Annotated in this window: 14 protein-coding genes; all 14 read right to left on the bottom strand. The window is 72.5% G+C overall.

Annotated features, from left to right (window positions below; all coding sequences use genetic code 11):
- Positions 1-40 precede the first annotated feature (40 nt).
- The 14 genes from AB0I54_RS14745 to AB0I54_RS14680 all read right to left on the bottom strand — a co-directional run bounded on the left by AB0I54_RS14745 (position 41) and on the right by AB0I54_RS14680 (position 15,932).
- Positions 41-724: a response regulator transcription factor gene (locus tag AB0I54_RS14745; RefSeq protein WP_363296351.1), complete on the bottom strand. Its 684-nt coding sequence runs from the start codon at positions 722-724 to the stop codon at positions 41-43.
- Positions 721-2,349: a sensor histidine kinase gene (locus tag AB0I54_RS14740; RefSeq protein ID WP_363296350.1), complete on the bottom strand. Its 1,629-nt coding sequence runs from the start codon at positions 2,347-2,349 to the stop codon at positions 721-723. Before AB0I54_RS14740 ends, AB0I54_RS14745 begins: the two co-directional genes overlap by 4 nt.
- A gap of 10 nt (positions 2,350-2,359) precedes the next feature.
- Positions 2,360-3,571, bottom strand: coding sequence for an acyltransferase (locus AB0I54_RS14735; protein ID WP_363296524.1), 1,212 nt, complete (start codon positions 3,569-3,571; stop codon positions 2,360-2,362).
- Between the two features lie 28 nt (positions 3,572-3,599).
- Positions 3,600-4,721: an alpha/beta hydrolase gene (locus tag AB0I54_RS14730; RefSeq protein ID WP_363296348.1), complete on the bottom strand. Its 1,122-nt coding sequence runs from the start codon at positions 4,719-4,721 to the stop codon at positions 3,600-3,602.
- 203 nt (positions 4,722-4,924) lie between these two features.
- Entirely contained in the window at positions 4,925-5,815 is an 891-nt protein-coding gene (locus tag AB0I54_RS14725) for an alpha/beta hydrolase (RefSeq protein WP_363296347.1), read from the bottom strand.
- A gap of 275 nt (positions 5,816-6,090) precedes the next feature.
- Complete coding sequence (gene kynU, locus AB0I54_RS14720) at positions 6,091-7,305, bottom strand: kynureninase (protein ID WP_363296346.1); 1,215 nt, start codon at positions 7,303-7,305, stop codon at positions 6,091-6,093.
- Complete coding sequence (locus AB0I54_RS14715; RefSeq protein ID WP_363296345.1) at positions 7,298-8,146, bottom strand: tryptophan 2,3-dioxygenase family protein; 849 nt, start codon at positions 8,144-8,146, stop codon at positions 7,298-7,300. Before AB0I54_RS14715 ends, kynU begins: the two co-directional genes overlap by 8 nt.
- 144 nt (positions 8,147-8,290) lie before the next feature.
- The gene (locus AB0I54_RS14710; protein ID WP_363296344.1) at positions 8,291-8,704 is read right to left on the bottom strand and encodes a DUF3151 domain-containing protein; all 414 of its coding nucleotides are present in this window, start codon (positions 8,702-8,704) and stop codon (positions 8,291-8,293) included.
- Positions 8,705-9,113: 409 nt separating this feature from the next.
- Positions 9,114-10,604: an MFS transporter gene (locus tag AB0I54_RS14705; RefSeq protein WP_363296343.1), complete on the bottom strand. Its 1,491-nt coding sequence runs from the start codon at positions 10,602-10,604 to the stop codon at positions 9,114-9,116.
- A 118-nt stretch (positions 10,605-10,722) separates the two neighbouring features.
- Positions 10,723-11,754: a class II fructose-bisphosphate aldolase gene (gene fbaA, locus AB0I54_RS14700; RefSeq protein WP_363296342.1), complete on the bottom strand. Its 1,032-nt coding sequence runs from the start codon at positions 11,752-11,754 to the stop codon at positions 10,723-10,725.
- A gap of 171 nt (positions 11,755-11,925) precedes the next feature.
- Positions 11,926-12,474 (bottom strand): orotate phosphoribosyltransferase, encoded by a 549-nt coding sequence (gene pyrE, locus AB0I54_RS14695; protein WP_263210876.1) that lies wholly within the window; start codon positions 12,472-12,474, stop codon positions 11,926-11,928.
- Between the two features lie 10 nt (positions 12,475-12,484).
- Positions 12,485-13,273, bottom strand: a complete 789-nt coding sequence (locus AB0I54_RS14690) for an aldose 1-epimerase (RefSeq protein WP_363296341.1) — start codon at positions 13,271-13,273, stop codon at positions 12,485-12,487.
- A gap of 28 nt (positions 13,274-13,301) precedes the next feature.
- Entirely contained in the window at positions 13,302-14,123 is an 822-nt protein-coding gene (locus AB0I54_RS14685) for an SRPBCC domain-containing protein (RefSeq protein ID WP_363296340.1), read from the bottom strand.
- Between the two features lie 168 nt (positions 14,124-14,291).
- Positions 14,292-15,932 carry a polyamine aminopropyltransferase gene (locus AB0I54_RS14680; protein WP_363296339.1) on the bottom strand — a complete coding sequence of 547 codons (1,641 nt, stop codon included), beginning with the start codon at positions 15,930-15,932 and terminating at the stop codon, positions 14,292-14,294.
- Positions 15,933-15,935: the final 3 nt, after the last annotated feature.

Raw genomic sequence — 15,935 nt, 5'->3', positions numbered from 1 at the left:
ATCCGTCTCAGGTACTACGCGGGGCAGGCCAGGGCTGGTTTCAGCGGGTTCCGGGGCGGACCAGACCCGACTCGTAGGCGAACACCGCCGCCTGAGTGCGGTCGCGCAGGCCCAGCTTCACCAGGATGCGGCCGACGTGTGTCTTCACGGTCTGCTCGGCCACCACCAGCCGCTCGGCGATCTCCGCGTTCGACAGTCCCTGGGCGATCAGGGCCAGCACTTCCGTCTCGCGCTCGGTCAGGTCGCCGACGCGTTGCTTCAGCGGGGCGCGACGGGGACCGTCCAGGCGGGAGAACTCGGCGATGAGACGACGGGTGATCCCGGGCGCGAGCAGGGCGTCCCCGGCGGCCACCACTCTGACCGCCTCGGCGAGTTGGTCCGCGGAGGCGTCCTTGAGGAGGAAGCCGGAGGCGCCGGCACGCAGCGCCTCGTAGACGTACTCGTCCAGGTCGAAGGTGGTGAGGACCAGGACCTTGACGGCCGGGTCGTCGGTGGTGATGCGACGGGTCGCCTCGATACCGCTCATTTCGGGCATCCGGATGTCCATCAGGACCACGTCCGGGGTCAGTTCGGCGACCTTGGTGAGTGCGTCCCTGCCGTCCACCGCCTGCCCGATCACATCGATGTCGGGTTGGGTGTTGAGCAGGACCGTGAAGCCCTGGCGGACCATTTGCTGGTCGTCGGCGATCAGTACGCGGATGGGGCCTGGGCCGACGGGTGTCATGGGGTCTGGGCTCCTTCGTCGGGGACTGGTGCATGGCTCTCGATTGCGGGTGCGGGTGGCCCCTGTGGGGGGATTGGGGGTGGCCCCTGGAGGGAGATCTCGCGGCCGGCGGCCGCTGGGTCCGGGTCCGGGTTCGGGTCCGGGTTCGGGTCCGGGTTCGGGTCCGGGTTCGGGTCCGGGTTCGGGTCCGGGTTCGGGTCCGGGGCCGGGGCCGGGGCCGGGGCCGTGGGGGGTCGGTCCACGCGTGCGCGTGCGTCCTTGGGGAGGAAAGCCGTCACCATGAATCCACCGTGCAGAGTGGGGGTCGCCGTGACATGGCCGCCCAGCATCGTCGCGCGTTCTCTCATGCCCAGCAGGCCGTGGCCCGTGCCCGGGGAAGGGGGAACGGGCCGGCCGGGGCGGGAGTTGATGACTCCCAGATGGACGCCCTCGGAGAAGTGGCTGACCTCCACCCGGACCTTGGAACCAGGCGCGTGGCGCAGGGCGTTGCTGAGGGCCTCCTGGACGATCCGGTACGCGGACAGTTCCACGCCGGGCGGGTAGGGGCGGGGTTCGCCGCGGATGTCGGTGACCACGTCCAGGCCGGCGGCCCGGGTGTTCTCGATGAGCGCGTCGAGCCGGTCGAGGGTGGGCTGCGGGGAGTCCGGGGCCGGTTCGTCCGGGTTCTCGGAGCGCAGGACGCCCAGTACCCGGCGCAGTTCGGTGAGTGCTTCCAGGGCGTTCTGGCGGATGCCGGCCAGGTTCTCCTTCAACTCCTCGGAGGGGTTGTCCACCAGGTGCGGGGCCACCTGGGCCTGGATGGAGATCACCGACATATGGTGCGCGACCACGTCGTGCAGCTCACGCGCGATACGGCTGCGCTCCTCCAACAGCGTGCGGCGGGCCCGTTCCTCCGCGGTGATCGTCTCCTGCTCGACCAGCCGGGTGCGGGCCTCGCTTCGGGCGCGCAGGGCGGCGCCCACCAGGACGGCCACGGAGAAGACGGCGACCGCGACCAGGCCGGTCGCGGTGTATCCCGCCCCGCCGATGACACCCTCGATGAGGAAGGTCGCCAGACCGGACGCCGCCAGTGCGGCGATCACCCTGCGGATCGGGAGCCGTAGGGCGAGAAGGAAGAACACGAAGGTGTGGGCCAGGACTTGGGGGGTCGCCCAGGGCCAGTCGGGGCCGGGCTGCGGAGCGTCGGCGAGGACGGGGCGGGCCGCCGTGGCCGTGACGACCATCGCGCCGAGGGAGATGCCCCAGGCGGGGACCGGGCGCGACAGGGCCAGCACGACGGCCAGTCCCTGGGCGAAGCCGGCCAGGAGGCCGTCTGCCGTGTCGAACCCGTAGGACGTGGAGAGTTCGTCGCCGCCGGCCAGCGTGATGCCCAGGGCGATCCATGTGGCGATCAGGTACTTCAGGATGCGGAACCAGCGGCGTGTTCGGGTGCGCAGGCGGTTGAGGAGCGTTTCGCGCGCGGGTTCGGGCTCGGGGGCGGGTTCGGGGGTGGGTTGGGGTGCAGGTTCGGGTGCGGGTTTGAGGGCGGGTGCGGATTCAGGTGCGGATTCGGTGGTGGGCACCGGGCCTTCGGCCGTGTGGGGTGGCGTCTCGCCGTCTCCGGCCGCCGGGTCCGTGGGGGTCATCTCCTCAACCCTAGGCATGGCGGGACTTCTTCGGTTCCGTTCGGTGCGCGTGGGAGTGGGACTGGGACTGGGGGTGGCGGCGGATCACCCGGGAAGGGCGGTTCCGCAGGCGGCGCGGGCCCTGTTCGTAGGAACGGAAGGCCGTCCAGCACAGGGTCAGGGCCAGGGCGAACAGGGGGAGGCAGGCCAGCCGGGCCGCCACCCAGGTCAGCTGGTCGGGCATGGTGTGCAGACCGGGCAGCGGGCCGGCCGGGAGGGTAACGGCCGTCGTGGCCATGAGCGCCGTCTGATGCCAGAGGAAGATCGTCATCGCGGAGAGGTTGACCAGCGCCACCACGGCCCAGACCACCGGGCGGGCCATCGCGCGGCGCAGCCGGTCGCGGAGCAGCAGGGCCAGCCCGCACTGCGCCAGCCCGAAGGTGACGGCCGCCAGCGTCGGGGGGTTGAGATTCGAGATCGCCGTACCAGGGACGCCGACCATCGACGCCGGATAACCCGCGCACGCGACCAGCACCGCGGTGGCCGCCGTACCGCCCGCGAACAGGACCCAGCCCGCCCTGCGGCCCTCCAGTTCGCCGCGGGTCCAGGCCGCGCCCAGGGTGTAGGGCACCAGCCAGCCCGCGGCCACGTTCACCCAGCCGAGCCAGGACGGGGCGCCGCCCAGCCCGAATCGGAGGAGGTCCACGTGGATGACAACGGCCAGGGGCCACAGCGGGTTGAGCCGGGTCACCAGCGGGGTCGCCGCCGTCAGGGCCGCGAAGACCAGCAGGAACCACAGCGGGGACAGGGCCAGTTTGACGAGCGTGTGGATCGTTTCGAACCGGGCGCCCGAGACGAGCAGACCCGCGGCCGCCACCGCCCACAGGGTCAGCAGCGCGGCCACCGGCCGGAACAGCCGGGACAGGCGGCCGCGCAGCCACTCGCCGTAGGTCGTCCCGCGGGCCCGCGCGGAGGCATAGCCGCGGGTCGCCACATGGCCGCCCACCAGGAAGAAGACGGCGAGGGTCTGGAAGGCCCAGGAGACGGGCGCCAGCCAGGGCATGGACCGCAACGGACTCGCCGCGTGCAGCGAGCCGTCGTCCGCGACCAGCGCCGTGACCAGCCAGTGGCCGAGTACGACACCGAGGATCGCGAAGGCACGCAGGGCGTCGACGGCCCGGTCCCGGGAGGCGGGCGTGGCGGTGTCCACACGGCGGGCGCCCTGCCGTATCCGGTTCGGCATCACGGTCAGCGTGCGGCGCAGGGTCGGCTCACGCACGGGTCACCTCCGAGGTCTCGCCGAGGGTGATCCGGGCCAGGTTGGCGAGGACGGTCGAGCCCGGAGTGAAGTAGCCGCTGTGACCGGCGTCGGCGGCGTCGAAGACGCGGGCGCCGAAGGCCGGGGAGACCGGGTCGGTGCCGAAGCCGATGGTGGTGTCGAACAGTTCGGCGCTGACGTGCGGCACATCCGCCACCCAGTCGTCGGAACCGCGGGCCGCCCAGACCCGGGCCGGCGTGTGCAGCGCGGCGGCGGAGTCGGCGCCGGTGCCGGGGCTGCCGACGAGGACGAGGTCGTCGATGTCCAGGCCGGCGGCGGCGCGGCCGCACACGACCGAGCCGTAGGAGTGGCACACGGCGGACACGCGCGCCTCCTCGCCCACGACTCCGCGCAGCTGCCGTATGAACGCACGCAGTTGGGGTGCGGCTTGCTCGGCGCGGCTCGTGGTGGTGACCGTGGTGCTGATCGTGCCCGGGGTGTCGTAGCCGAGCCAGGCGACGACCGCCACCCGGCTGTCGGCGGGCGCGCGGCGGGTGAGCTCGGTGTACAGGGCGGCCGCGGCTCTGTGGAAGCGGCCGTAGGTGTCTATGGAGGTGTCGGAGCCGGGGACCAGTATCGCGATGCGGTCGGCCCGGGCCAGGTCCCCGAGCACCTCCGTGGCCCGGCCGGAGCCGCGGCCGTCGAAGACGAGCAGCTGACGGGACGGGGCGGCCAGCGCGCGGTCCGCGGCGGCACGGTGACGGTCGCCGTGCGCGTCCGCCATGGCGGCGGCTTCGGTGGCGTTGGCACGGTTGGCCGCGTACGCCTCCCCCAGCGTGGCCGCCGTCGGCGGAGCGAGGACGGCTGGGGCCGGGGCGGGGACCTCCGGTCGGGCGGCGGCTGAGAGGGGGACCACGACGGCGGCGGTGATGAGCGCGGCGAGGAGGGCTCGGCGCCATCGGTGGGCGGCGGGGCGGCGCGTGTCGGAGATTCGGCGGCTTCGGCGGCTCCGGCGGCCCTTGCCGGTTCGTTCGGCTGCGGTCTGTTCGTCCGCGGTCCGTTCGTCCGCGGTTCGTTCGGCTGCGGTCCGTTCCCGCTGGGTTCGCTCCCCCGCAGCCCCCGCCACACGCCCCATGGCTCCGTCCCCTCCAGTCCCCCGCCCGGTGGTCGGGCTCGTCTGGATGGGAAATTACGGATCGGGACTCGTCGTTCGCGTCCCGCCAGGGAACTCTTCTCCTGCGTAGCTCTCAGGTACTACGGGTATGACCGGGTCGCCTCCTCGGGGCGCCGGCACGGGCGCCGGCACGGGCGCTGTCACGGACGCCAGCCCAGGCCCTGTCACCAGGCCAGCTGCGCGATCTCCTCCGCCACCACCGCACACGCGTCCGCCGCGGGATCGATCAGCGGGAAGTGCCCGACGTCCTCCAGGAGCGTCAGCCCCACGACCTCCCCCGCCTTGGCCGCCGCCTCCGCGTACGACTCGGCCACCGCCTGCGGTACGACCACATCCGTACGGCCCTGGACGAGCGTGGTCGCGATCCCGGTGGGCAGCAGGAGGGCCGGGTCCGCGTACGGCTGGCGTTCCGCGAACTTCTCCTGCCCGCCCAGGAGTTGGAGGGCCGCGTTGCCGCACACGTCGAGCTTCTCCGCGACCGCGAAGTCCGCGATGGGGGCCAGGGCGACCACACCGCGCAGGGGGGTGGGCCGGTCCGTGCGCCAGGGAGCGTCGGCGGGCAGGACGTGCCGGGCCGCCGCCCACAGTGCCAGCTGACCGCCCGCCGAGTGGCCGGCGAGCACCGTACGGCGCGGGTCGGCCTGCGGAAGCAGCTCGTGGACGAGCGCGGGCAGGGCGTCCAGCGCGGCGGCGACGTCGTCGAAGGTGTCCGGCCAGCGCCCGGCGACCGGGCCGTCGCCGCCCTGGGCCGGGATCGCGCTGCCGCGGCGGTACTCGACGTTGGCCACGGCGAAGCCGCGGCGGGCCAGGTAGTCGGCGAAGGGGGTGATGTGGCGGCGGTCGTACGGTGCGCGCCAGGCTCCGCCGTGCAGGACCACGACCAGAGGGGCGAGGGAGCCCGGTTCCGGGGGCTCGGAGCCGCGCGGGACGTAGAAGTCGATCACCTGGTCGGGATGCTCGCCGTACGTCGCTGTGACGTCGGGGTCGACCGGCGGGTGCGAGAAGGCCGACTCCTCTTCGGCGGCGGCGCGGGCTGCGGCGGCGTCGTCCGGCATGCTCCAACCTCTCAGCGACGTAACGGGGTTTGGCGGCCAGATGGGAAATCGGCTGTTGGCGGGGACGGTATCAGGCCGATGACGTGCGGGGACACGGGGATGTCACGCTGGGTGAGGTTAAACGGTTCTCCTCGCCTGGCGCACCGCTGCCCGGCCCGTGTGCGCACGGGCCGGGCAGTGGATTCCGGCGGCCATCGGGGCAGCCGCCGGAACACCTGCCGAAGCACCTGCCAAAGCACCTGCCGAAGCAGTTGCCGAAGCAGTTGGCTGAGTACCTACCGGGACAGCGGCCCGAGCACCTCACCCAGCACCCGGGCCGCCCGCTCCACGTCCCCGAACCCGACGTACAGCGGTGTGAAGCCGAAGCGGAGGACGTCGGGATGGCGGAAGTCCCCGACCACACCCCGCTCGATCAGCCGCTTCATCACGTCCCCGGCGTTCCCGCAGCGCAGCGCCACCTGGCTGCCGCGCTCCTCGTGGGCCGACGGGGTCAGCGACTCGACGACGCCCTGCGGGACGTACGACGCCACGCACTCCAGGAAGAAGTCCGTCAGGGCGAGGGACTTGGCGCGCACCGCCTGCACCGAGACCTCGTCCCAGACCTCCAGCGCTGCCTCCAGGGCGAGCATGGAGAGGATGTCCGGCGTGCCGACGCGGCCGCGCAGGGCACCCGGCGCGGGCGCGTAGTCCGTGCGCATGCCGAAGGGGTCGGCGTGGGAGTTCCAGCCGGGCAGGGGCGAGTCGAAGCGGTCCTGCAGTGTGCTGCGCACATACAGGTACGCCGGTGAACCCGGGCCGCCGTTCAGGTACTTGTAGGTGCAGCCGACCGCCAGGTCCACGCCGTGCTCGTCCAGGCCCACCGGCAGCGCGCCCGCGCTGTGGCACAGGTCCCAGACCGCGATCGCGCCCACCGCGTGGATCGCCGACGTGAGCGAGGGCAGGTCGTGCAGCCGGCCGGTGCGGTAGTCGACGTGGTTGAGCAGCACCGCGGCCGTACGGCCGGACAGCGCGCCCGGCACCTCCGCCGGGGTCACCGGTCGCAGCGTACGGCCGGTCAGCCGGGCGGCCGACTCGGCGATGTACCCGTCCGTGGGGAAAGTCGTCGCGTCGACCAGGATCTCGTCCCGGTCCTCGCCCGCCATCCGTACGGCGGCCACAAGTGCCTTGAAAACGTTGACGCTTGTGGAGTCGCCGACGACGATCTGCCCCGGCGCCGCACCGACCAGCGGGGCGATGCGGTCGCCGATCCGCTCGGGCGCGGTCCACCAGCCGCTCTCGTCCCAGGAGCGGATGCGGAGTTCGCCCCACTGGCGGCGGACGACGTCCTCGACCCGGCCGGGGACGTTCGCGGGGAGCGCGCCGAGCGAGTTGCCGTCCAGGTAGACAACGTCGTCCAGGACGAACCGCTCCCGCTGGTGCGCGAGTTCGTCCGCGGCGTCCAGCTTCTCCGCGCGTGCGATCTTCTCCGCGCGTGCGACGAGGTCAGACATGGGACCTCGCCGTCCACAGCTCCGGGAACACGTTCTTCTGCGCGCGCTTCTCCAGCCAGGCCACACCGGCCGAGCCGCCGGTGCCGGGCTTCGCGCCCATCGCGCGGCGGGTGGCGACCAGGTGGTCGTTGCGCCAGCGCCAGACGAGCTCGCCGACATCGGTCAACGCCTCTCCCAGGCGGGCGAGTTCGTCGTCCGGGTCGCCGGAGTACACGGCGGTCCAGGCGGCCTCGACGTCGTCCGAGGGCTCGTGGCGCAGCGACGCGTCACGGTGCAGGACGGAGGCGGGGATCGCGTGGCCGCGGCGCGCGAGGAGCCGTACCACCTCGTCGTACAGGCTCGGCTCGTGCAGCGCCTTCTCCAGCTCGGCGTGGACGCGAGGCGCGCCCCGGTGCGGGACGAGCATCGACGCGGACTTCTCGCCGAGCAGGAACTCCATACGGCGGTACATCGCCGACTGGAAGCCGGAGCCCTCGCCGAGGGCGGAGCGGTACGAGTTGAACTGGGCCGGGGTGAGCTGGCCGAGCGGCTTCCAGGAGGCGTTCAGCGCCTCCAGCTCCCGTACGGAACGCTTCAGCGCGTCGATCGCGACGGGAACCCGGTCCCCCCGCAGTGCCTCGGCCGCGGTCTCCCACTCGTGGACGATGACCGTGAACCACAGCTCCATCACCTGGGTGGTGACCAGGAAGACCATCTCTCCGGGATCGTCGGAGAGGGTGTGCTGGAGATGGGTGAGCACGTCCGCCTTGACGTAGTCCTCGTACGGCGTCGTGCCTGCGAAGTCGAGATGCGGGGTCTCGGGCTCCTGAGTCTCGGGGGACTGGTGAGCCTGTTGGGACATCGCTGTCTCCTGTGTTACTCCGGGTAGCGGTCCGCCCCTGCCGATTCCGGCACGGGGGCCCCGGTCCCCACCGGCATCCTCTGTAATCCCCCCGGTTACGGCAAGGCCCGTCCAGTGCCAGACGGGCCACACCGTATGCGCCGATCAGCCCAGTGTCTGGGCCGCCGTCGGCGAGGAGTCCTTCAGGAACTGCGTGCAGCGCTCGTACTCCTCCTGCTCGCCGATCGACTGCGCGGCGCGGGCGAGGCCGTGCAGGGCGCGCAGGAAGCCGCGGTTCGGCTCGTGCTCCCAGGGGACGGGGCCGTGGCCCTTCCAGCCGTTGCGGCGCAGCGCGTCCAGGCCGCGGTGGTAGCCCGTACGGGCGTAGGCGTACGACTCGACGACCGAGCCCCGCTCGAACGCGTCGTCGGCCAGCTGGGCCCAGGCGAGCGAGGAAGTCGGGTACTTCGCGGCGACGTCCGCCGGCGCGGTGCCCTGCGCGAGCAGCTCGCGGGGCTCCGGGTCGTCGGGGAGGTGGGTGGGGGGCGGGCCGCCGAGGAGGTTCTCGTGAATGCTCATACCCCAAGTCTGCGGGATCCCTCCGGGGGCTGGCGGGTGGGAGCGGCGGATGCCGCCCACTTCCTGGGGGCTGCGCCCCCAGACCCCGCCATCGGCCTGAACGGCCTCGTCCTCAAACGCCGGACGGGCTGGATTTGGCCGGGCTATGGCGTCACCTGCGGGTGGGTGGGGGATCGGGACGGCACACCTCGTCCCCAAACGCCGCACAGGCCAAGTGCAGCCGAGCTATGCCGCCCCCAGCGGGAGGGTGGGGGATCGGGACGGCACACCTCGTCCTCAAAGCGCCAGCCGGGCTGGATATGGCCGAGCGGGGGTCGGGATGGCTCTGCTCGTCCTCGGGCACGCGGCCTCAGACAGCGCAGCGCACCGCACACTGCAGCGCACCGCGCACCCCACCGCGCGCCCCTCCTCACTTGCTGAACTTGCTGAACTTGGTGAGCCGGCCCGATGAAGTCGGGCCCCGTTCCAGTGGGGGTGCTGTTACGCAGCCGTGGGTTCGGCATTCGGGGTGGCGGCAGTCCGGGGGTGGGCGGCGTACCAGGGTGAAGGCCAGGATCGCCCCGGCGACCAGTACCGCCGCGCAGATCGGCATCGCCCTGCGGAACGACGTCTCGAAGGCGTCCGCCGAGCGGTACGCCTCCGGGCCCATCCCGGTCAGCAGGGGCAGCGCGGCCACCGCGATCAGGCCGGCCGCGCGGGCCGCCGCGTTGTTGATGCCGCTGGCCAGGCCCGCCCGCGCGGTGTCCACGGAGGCGAGGACGGTGGCGGTCAGCGGGGCCACCAGGGTGACCATGCCGGTGCCCATGACCAGCAGGGCGGGGAGCACGTCGGTCAGATAGTTCGCGTCCTTGCCCACCCGCAGCATCAGCAGCATCGCGACGGCGCACAGCAGCGGGCCTAGGGTGAGCGGGATGCGGGGGCCGATGCGGTCGGCCAGGGCGCCGGAGCGGGCCGAGAACAGCAGCATCAGGGCCGTGGTCGGCAGCAGTGCCGTACCGGCCTGCAGGGCCGAGTACCCGGCCACGACCTGGAGCTGGAGCGCGGTGAGGAAGAAGAAGCCGCTGAAAGCCGCGTACACGCACAGGGTGACCAGGTTGACTGCCGAGAACTGGCGCGACGAGAAGATGTCGAGCGGCATCATCGGGTCGGGCCTGTGCTTCTCGACGTACACGAAGGCCACTGCGGCCGCCACGCCCGCCACTGCCGTGACCGTGACGCTGATCGACCCGCCCGGCGCCTCGATCAGCGCGTAGGTCACCAGGGCCAGCGCCAGGGCACCCAGGGTCGCGCCGAGGACGTCGAAGCGGCCGTGGCCGCCTCCGTCGGACGACTCGGGCACGTGCCGTACGGCGATGGGGGCGCATACGAGGGCCAGCGGGACGTTCAGCAGGAACACCCAGCGCCAGCCGGGGCCGTCCACCAGCCAGCCTCCCAGGAACGGGCCCACGGCCGCGCCGACGCCCCCGAAGCCTGACCAGAGGCCAACGGCCTTGGCCCGGTCGTCCGAGTGGAAGGAGGCCTGGATCAGGGCGAGCGAGCCGGGTGTGAGGAGGGCGCCGCCGATGCCCTGGAGGGCGCGGGCGGCGACGAGGACGGTGGCGTTCGGGGCGAGCCCGCACAGCAGGGACGCCGTGGCGAACCAGACCACGCCCAGCACGAAGATCTTTCGGCGGCCGTAGCGGTCGCCGAGCGAGCCGCCCAGGAGGATCAGGCCCGCCAGAGTCACCATGTACGCGTTGACCGTCCACTGGAGCGCGGCCAGGCTCGCGTCGAGGTCCTCGCCGATGCGCGGCAGGGCCACGTTGACGACGGTCGAGTCCAGCATGGCCATGCTGGAGCCGAGCACCGTGGTGAGCAGGATCCATCTGCCCTGGGACGAGGCCAGCCGGACATCGGGCATGCCCCCAGGTATACAGCGAGCCCGGCGCCGTAGACAGACGCCGGGCTCACCGGGAGTACCGCGAACGGTCACTCGGTCTTCGTAGAGACCGAGTCACTCGATCTTCGTCCCGACCGAGTTACTTGATCTTCGTGCCGGCCGACCGCAGGTCCTGCGTGGCCTGGACGACGCGCTGGGCCATCGAGCCCTCGGCGGCCTTGCCCCAGGTGCGCGGGTCGTAGGTCTTCTTGTTGCCGACCTCGCCGTCGACCTTCAGGACGCCGTCGTAGTTCTGGAACATGTGGGCGGCCACGGGGCGCGTGAACGCGTACTGCGTGTCCGTGTCGATGTTCATCTTCACGACGCCGTTCTCCAGCGCGGTCGCGATCTCCTCCGGCGTGGAGCCGGAGCCGCCGTGGAAGACGAAGTCGAACGGCTGCGAGCCGGCCGGCTTGCCGAACTTGGCGGCGACGCCCTCGCTCAGCTGCTTCAGCAGGTCGGGGCGGAGCACGACGTTGCCCGGCTTGTACACACCGTGCACGTTGCCGAAGGACGCGGCCAGCAGGTAACGGCCCTTGTCGCCCAGGCCGAGCGCCTCGGCGGTGCGGATGGCGTCGTCGACGGTGGTGTAGAGGGAGTCGTTGATCTCGTGCGAGACGCCGTCCTCCTCGCCACCGGTCGGGGTGATCTCCACCTCAAGGATGATCCGGGCGGCGCGGGTGCGCTCCAGGAGCTCCTGCGCGATGGCAAGGTTGTCGGCGAGGGTCTCGGCCGAGCCGTCCCACATGTGCGACTGGAACAGCGGGTTCTGGCCGTTCTTGACGCGCTCCTCGGAGATCGCGATCAGCGGACGTACGTACCCGTCGAGCTTGTCCTTCGGGCAGTGGTCCGTGTGCAGGGCCACGTTGACCGGGTACTTCTCGGCGACGATGTGCGCGAACTCGGCCAGGGCGACCGCGCCGGTCACCATGTCCTTGCTGTACTGGCCGCCCAGGAACTCGGCGCCACCCGTGGAGATCTGGACGATGCCGTCGCTCTCCGCCTCCGCGAAGCCGCGCAGCGCCGCGTGCAGGGTCTGGGTCGAGGTGACGTTGATGGCCGGGTAGGCGAACTTGCCTGCCTTCGCCCGGTCGAGCATCTCGTTGTAGACCTCGGGGGTTGCGATGGGCATCTGTCCGCTCCTTGAGTGTGCGGGTCGGCGTTCTGCGTGCTTACGGCCCTGACCTAGACCTTGGGGGTGACGTCATCGTCGGCCCCATCTTTCCAGAGATGAGGCGATGCTCAATGCCCCTGGTCAAGGAGTGGTCACCCCCGGGTCAAGCCGGTGCGTCAACCTCGCGCGTCAGTCGAGGCCCAGGTCGTCCTTCGAGTAGGCGAACACGTAGGGCACCCCGGCCTGTTCGGCGATCGCCTCGGCGGCCCCGGTCGCCCGGTCCACGATCGTGGCGACGGCGACGACCTCGGCACCGGCCTCGCGCAGCGCCTCGACGGCGGTCAGCACGGAGCCGCCGGTGGTGGAGGTGTCCTCGACCGCGAGGACGCGGCGGCCCTTGACCTCCGCGCCCTCGATCCGGCGCTGCAGGCCGTGCGCCTTGCCCGCCTTGCGCACGACGAACGCGTCGAGCACCTTCCCGCGCGCGGCGGACGCGTGCAGCATCGCGGTGGCGACGGGGTCGGCGCCCAGCGTCAGCCCGCCGACCGCCTCGAAGTCCAGGTCGGCGGTCAGGTCGAGCATGACCTGACCGACCAGCGGCGCGGCCTCGCCGTCCAGCGTGATCCGGCGAAGGTCGATGTAGTAGTCGGCTTCCTTGCCCGACGACAGGGTCACCTTGCCGTGCACCACGGCCTTGTCCTTGATCTGCTGCAGCAGCGCGCCGCGTACGTCCGTCATGCCGACCAGCCTAGGGCCTGCGCCAGCTCCAGGTGGTCGTGGCCTCCAGCGGCTCCAGCGGTGTGACCAGGCGTGGCTGGGTGTTCAGCCCGTTCGGCGGGCCCGTCTGGGGCTCCACGCACACGGCCGCCTCCTGCTCGTCGTAGACGACGACCCACTGCTCGCGGCTGGTGACCTTCAACTCCAGCTGCCCGGGCCAGACGAGGGTGACGTCGACGCCGCCGGGCATGCCGAAGCAGTCGTCCCAGGGGCCGGGCTTCGGGTCGATGCGGTTGCCGGTGGGCAGATGGTCGTCGCCGCGCTCCTCCTGCCAGGCGGGGCTGAAGTCGAGCCGCGCGTCCTCGCCGCCCAGGTTCCGGTTGAACCACGGGTGCCAGCCGATCTGCGCCGGGAAGGAGGAGTCGTACGTCTCCACGGACATGGTCAGCGTCAGGCTGTCCTCGCTGAGGGCGACCACCTGGGTGACGCGGCCGGCGTAGGGCCAGGGGTCGACCAGGTCGTACGTGATGACCGCCTCGTCGGTGGAGGAGCGGGCGGTGCGCCAGGCGCCGTCGCGGGCGGTGCCGTGGATGGCGTGCGGCGGGGAGTTGAGCGGCATCTGGTGGACGGTGGCGCCGTCCAGGAAGCGGCCGTCCCTGATCCGGCCGCACCAGGGGACCATCGGGAAGCAGCCGAAGCGGTCACCCTGCCGGAGCAGTTCGACGCCGCCGACCCGGAGCCCTCCGATACGGCCGCCGTTGCCGGGCTGCACGGTCACGTCCGCGTCGCCCGCGGTCAGCGTGATCTCTTTGTTACTCACGGGACGACCCTACTGGGGCGATCAAGGGTCAGCGGCGTCTGCGCAGGGCCCGGCCCAGAACGATCGCCCCCGCCACGACGAGTGCCGCGGCGGGCACCGCCCAGCGCAGCGTGCTGCTCGCGGCGACGGTCTGCGGGGCCGGTACGGGGGCGTAACGGCCGCGCGGCGGGGCGTGGTCGACCTCCTCTGCGCTGCGGCCGATCATCGTGCGCCGTGCGTGGGCCGCCTCGGCGGGCGGTTCGGGCGACTCCGCGAAGTCGTCGGAGGGGCCGTCGTGGAGGTCCTCGTCGGCACCCCGGTCAAGGGAGGGCGGGGGGATCTCGGTGTCGAAGACGGAGGCTTGGGCGTCGGGTTCGGGGCCGGGCTCTGCTTCCGGCAGGGATTCAGGCTCCGGCTCCGGCACCGGCTCGGGTTCCGGCTCGGGCTCCGGCGCCGCCTCGGCCAGACCCTCCACGAAACGGTTCAGCAGGCGGGTCGCCGCCGAAGCCACCGATTCCGTCGGCAGTTCCGCGACGCGGCCGTCCGCGGAGGCCGTGCCCTCGACGGTGACGGTGGTGCCGCCGTCCGTGTCCCGGAGGCGGAGGGTGAGGGCGAGTTTGACGGAGCCGGTACCGCGGGCCTCGGCGGCCTCGCCCTCGACGGCGTACGACCCGTCGTCCCTGGCGGTGACCCGGGCCGATCCGCGGTAGGTGACGGAGTGGCTGCCGACGCGCACCTTCAGCCGGCCCGCGACCGGCTCGGCACCGGCGTCCTGCTGGAACCCGGGGACCGCCCGGGCGACCCGCGCGGGGTCGGCGAGCGCCTCGCGCAGCCGCTCGACCGGGACCGGAACGAAGACCTCGTGCTCCATGTCGGCGAAGCCTACCCAGCAGGGGGCGGTACGTACCCTCCCCTGCACTGGTGAGTCACCCGGCGTTGGGGCCGCCGTCACCAGGGGTTGCCACCCGCCGTCACCAGGGGTTGCCACCCGCCATCACCAGGGGTTGTCGCCCCCGCTCATGGCGCGGATGCACCAGCCTCAATAGCGCGGATGCACCAGTGTCGACGCGGGCAGCCCCCCCAGCCGCATGCGCGCCGCCTCCTCGGCATCCGTCGCGAGGGTCCTCGCGGTGAGCGTGCGGAAGCGGGGGCCGTGGGGTTCCAGGCGGAGGGGAGGGGTCGAGGGGCCGGGGGCGGCCAGGATGAAGCCCCAGTCGTGAGGGGCCCGGGAGGCGCCGACGGAGCGGTCGGGGCCCGCGGCGAAGCCGGAGTCGTGGCCGGGGACCCGGTAGGGGGCCGTGGCGAAGCCGGCCGCGCGCAGCGTGGCGTCCACCGTCCAGAAGACACGGCGGCGGGCGGAGACCGGGCCCGCGTGCACGACAAGGCGGCCGCCGGGTGCCAGGGCACGCCGGGCCAGGCCGTAGAACTCCTGCGAGTACAGCTTCGTGCTGGCGGTGATGCCGGGATCGGGCAGATCGGCGATCACGACGTCGTACGCCGCCCGGGGTGCCCCGCGCAGCCAGCAGAACGCGTCCGCGGTGGTGACGTGGACGCGTCCGTCGTCGTACGCGTGCCCGTTGAGGTGCGACAGCCCCGGGTCGTGGCGGGCCAGCCGGACGAGGCCCGCGTCGAGCTCTACGACGTCCACCCGCCGTACGTCCCGGTGGCGCAGTACCTCCCGCGCGGCCAGCCCGTCCCCGCCGCCGAGGATCAGCACGCGCGCGTGGGCGCCGTACATCGCGGGATGGACCAGCGCCTCGTGGTAGCGGCGCTCGTCGCGGCCGCCGACGCGCAGCCGGCCGTCCAGGAAGAGGTCGAGCGGGCGGCCGTGCGTGCCGCCGGTGAGGACGACTTCCTGGATGTCGGTCTGCAGGGCGACGCGTACGTCCTTGCCGTACACCGCGTGCCGGGCGGCGCGTTCGAAGTCGTCGACGAGTACGGCGGCCGAGGCGAGGACGCCGAGGACGGTGACGTTGGCGATCAGGAGCAGCCAGCGGGCGCGCCGGGTGAGGTCGCGGCGGAAGAGCCCGAGCACCAGGGCACCGCCCGCGACGACGTTGACGGTGCCGGTGAGCAGGGTGCCGGTCAGCTGGCCCAGGAACGGCAGGAGCAGGAAGGGGAAGGCCAGGCCTCCGGCGAGCGCTCCGACGTAGTCCGCGGCGAACAGGTCGGCCACGGCGCCGCCCGCGTCCTGGCGCCGGATGCGCTGGATCAGCTCCATCAGCAGCGGGACTTCGGCGCCGATGAGCAGACCGATGGCGAGGGAGAAGGCGACGAGGAGACCGCGGGGGCCGTTGGCCCACATGCCGCCCCAGCCGCCGGTCCAGGCGAAGGCCGCGTAGAGCGCCATCGCGCTGCAGCCGCCGATGAGCGCGAGCCCCGCCTCCACGGCGCCGAATCCGGCGGCGGCGTGCCAGCGCAGCCGTTTCGCGGCGAGGGAGCCGATGCCCATCGCGAAGACCATGACGGACAGGACGACGGATGCCTGGGTGACCGAGTCGCCGATCAAGTACGAGGCGAGGGCGACGAGTTCGAGTTCGTACACGAGTCCGCAGGCCGCGCAGACGAAGACGCACGCGAGGACGAGGAACCGACCGGTCGCCGGCCGCACGGGCAGCCGCACGGGAGGGCCCCAGGGCGGCGGTGTGCCGGGTGGGGCGGGCGCCTGCGGTTCGATCACTCT

Source organism: Streptomyces sp. NPDC050625 (assembly GCF_040654755.1).
GTDB lineage: Bacteria > Actinomycetota > Actinomycetes > Streptomycetales > Streptomycetaceae > Streptomyces.
Note: the sequence above shows the minus strand (reverse complement) of the source record. Positions and strands in the feature narration are given on the sequence as shown.